This is a genomic window from Clostridiales bacterium, from assembly GCA_012512255.1.
GTDB lineage: Bacteria > Bacillota > Clostridia > Christensenellales > DUVY01 > DUVY01.
This window is the reverse complement of record JAAZDJ010000077.1, coordinates 1-2580: the sequence shown is the minus strand read 5'-3', so window position 1 is coordinate 2580 and position 2580 is coordinate 1. Positions and strand designations below refer to the sequence as shown.

The 2580-nt window shown below is 34.0% G+C and carries 4 protein-coding genes; all 4 read left to right on the top strand.

Annotated features, from left to right (window positions below):
* Positions 1 to 174: 174 nt before the first annotated feature.
* A complete protein-coding gene (locus tag GX756_04150; GenBank protein ID NLC17051.1) occupies positions 175 to 408 on the top strand; it encodes a hypothetical protein in 234 nt (77 codons plus the stop codon).
* Positions 390 to 1178, top strand: a complete 789-nt coding sequence (locus tag GX756_04145) for a hypothetical protein (protein NLC17050.1) — start codon at positions 390 to 392, stop codon at positions 1176 to 1178. The genes GX756_04150 and GX756_04145 overlap by 19 nt, the downstream gene beginning before the upstream one ends.
* A 27-nt stretch (positions 1179 to 1205) precedes the next feature.
* Positions 1206 to 1796 carry a hypothetical protein gene (locus tag GX756_04140; GenBank protein ID NLC17049.1) on the top strand — a complete coding sequence of 197 codons (591 nt, stop codon included), beginning with the start codon at positions 1206 to 1208 and terminating at the stop codon, positions 1794 to 1796.
* Positions 1797 to 1955: 159 nt separating this feature from the next.
* On the top strand, positions 1956 to 2580 hold a 625-nt coding region (locus GX756_04135; GenBank protein NLC17048.1), incomplete at its 3' end, for a superoxide dismutase.

Sequence of the window (2580 nt, the reverse complement as noted above, 5' to 3'; positions counted from 1 at the left end):
TATTTTCGCGCTCTTTTTTGGTCATGAAAGCGCGTTTTTCTTGCATAGAACCTTCCCTGATAAGATACTCAAAAGAAACGCCGTATAATTCGGCTATTTGGCATAACACATCAATATCCGGCAATGTCATTTTTCTTATTGTCGTTAATGTGTTTGATTGTGGAAAGAAAAAATATGCCCATCTCAATTTTTAGAAAAATCGTTTTATTGTTTGCCCATCCAATCTTTTATATGGGATATATTCATATAATTTCTAGGGCTTTGTTTACCAAGAAAAATAGAGGCTGGGAAGTTATTGACAGAATTGATTTCAAAATGCAAATTCCTCAGGCTAAAACTGATGAAGAAATTACGGTAAAACGAATACCCGAAGAAGAAGGAGAGTTTGTATGCCTGCTCCAAGATTAGATGTTTTGGAAAAAATCAAATTATTGGAAAGCAAAGGAGAATTTGACCAACATATAAACCCTATTGATTATGATATCGCTATTTCGGTAGATAATTTCAATTATATTAAAAAAGGCTTAGAACGGATAAAGGTGTTTTTTCAAAACACCTTTATTGTCAAGCCTTATACATTATATCTCAACAAAAAAATCATAAAAACCAAAGTTTTGGGAAGACATTATCTAAATGGAATTGATTCCGCAATAGTCACTTGCAACCATGTTTACATATACGACTGTCTTGTGGCAAAATACGGCTTAAGAGGCCATAGGCTCAAAATAACAGCGGCCGAGTTTAATAATAGAAAAGGCTTTTTGGGCGAGATGATGCGCGCTGGCGGGATGATGCCTTTTAGTTCAAAATACGAGAACATGAAAAGATTTAACTACGCTATGAAATATTACCTTGAGAGAAAAAATTATATATTGTTTTATCCCGAAGAAGCTATGTGGCACATGTATGACAAGCCAAGGCCTTACAAAAAGGGCGCGTTTCATTATGCGGTCAAATTCGGCGTGCCTGTTATTCCCATGTTTATCACATTTAGAAATTCAGGCAAGATAAACCAAGACGGCATGGAAGAAAAATATTTTATATTGCATATTATGAAGCCTATTTTTGCCAAAGAAGAACTAGACGCAAAACAAAACATTGAATATATGCGTCAAAAAAATTATCAAATGTGTTGCGATAAATATCAAGAATTTTACGGCAAAAAGCTTAAAATATAATCAAAACGGTTGAAAGGGGATTGATTTATGTTTGCTTATCTTTTTATAATATTTTTTAGTATGGCTTTGATTTCGGTTGTAAACATATTTTTTACTATTAACGCTTTTGGCATGACAATTTTTAGCGTTATCTCTACTGTGTTTATCGCGTCGTTTATTGTTTTTTTGATTGACGCGGTAGTGGCGTTTATAATACATAAAATGCCTAATAAATGGTTTAATCCATATAAAAAAATATATCATGTTTTTGAATTTGAGAGAAATTTTTATGAAAGCATTGGCATAAAAAAATGGAAAGACCGCATTCCTGAAATGGGGCAGTTGTGCGATTTCAAAAAAGACAAGATTGTAGATATAAATAACAACGACTATATATTCAAATTTTTAGAAGAAACATGCTATGCCGAAACGCTTCACTTGTTGTCCGCGTTTTTAGGAGTTGCCGTAATTTTATTTTTCCCGATAAAATACGCGTTTTGGATTACAGGCCCTGTGGCGGTTGTAAATTTCTTTTTGCAAATCTTGCCTGTCTTTATTCAAAGATACACCCGTCCGAAATTAATGAAAATTTACGAAAGGAACATCCTTATATCAAAAATATCTCAAAGCATTAATTAAAAAATCTGCAAAAATGCAGATTTTTTTATCTAATTTGCTAGAATTTATAATCTTAGCCTTATGTGCAATAGTTACTTAAGTAAGGGTTGTTTTCTTGATTGGTTAATATTTTAATGTTAGACTACAATTACAAAAAAATAAAAAAAGGAGAATATAAAAATGTTTGAGCAAGTTAAATTAAGATATAATTTTAAAGATCTAGAACCCTATATTGACGAATTGACTATGATTACCCATTACAGCAAACACCATGCGGCTTATACCAAAAATTTTAACGATGCAGTGGAAAAGGCTGGACTTGCGGGCATAACCGCAGAGGAAATTCTAGCCTCGCTTGACCAAGTTCAAGATCCTGCGTTAAGAATTCAATTGCAAAACAACGGCGGCGGCTATTATAACCATAACTTGTATTTTTCTATAATGTCGCCCAATCCTCAAAAAACGCCCGAGGGCGAGCTAAAAGAAAAAATTGACGCTACCTTTGGCAGTTTTGAAGCGCTAAAAGAACAACTAACTCAGGCTGCTTCTACTAGGTTTGGTTCTGGTTGGGCATGGCTTTCAGCCGATAGCCAAGGCAATCTTCAAGTAAGCTCTACTCCCAATCAAGATAACCCAATAACCCAATCTCAAGGCAAATGGACGCCTATTTTGGGCATTGATGTATGGGAACACGCCTATTATCTAAAATACAAAAATCTAAGAGGCGATTATATAAAAGAGTTTTTTAATGTCTTAGATTGGGATGAAGTAGGCAAGCTCTACAACAAAATCGTTAACTCAGACT

Coding starts and splice junctions, on each gene's coding strand:
- GX756_04150 (NLC17051.1), top strand. CDS start 175: ATGCCCATCTCAATTTTTAGAAAAATCGTTTTATTGTTTGCCCATCCA.
- GX756_04145 (NLC17050.1), top strand. CDS start 390: ATGCCTGCTCCAAGATTAGATGTTTTGGAAAAAATCAAATTATTGGAA.
- GX756_04140 (NLC17049.1), top strand. CDS start 1,206: ATGTTTGCTTATCTTTTTATAATATTTTTTAGTATGGCTTTGATTTCG.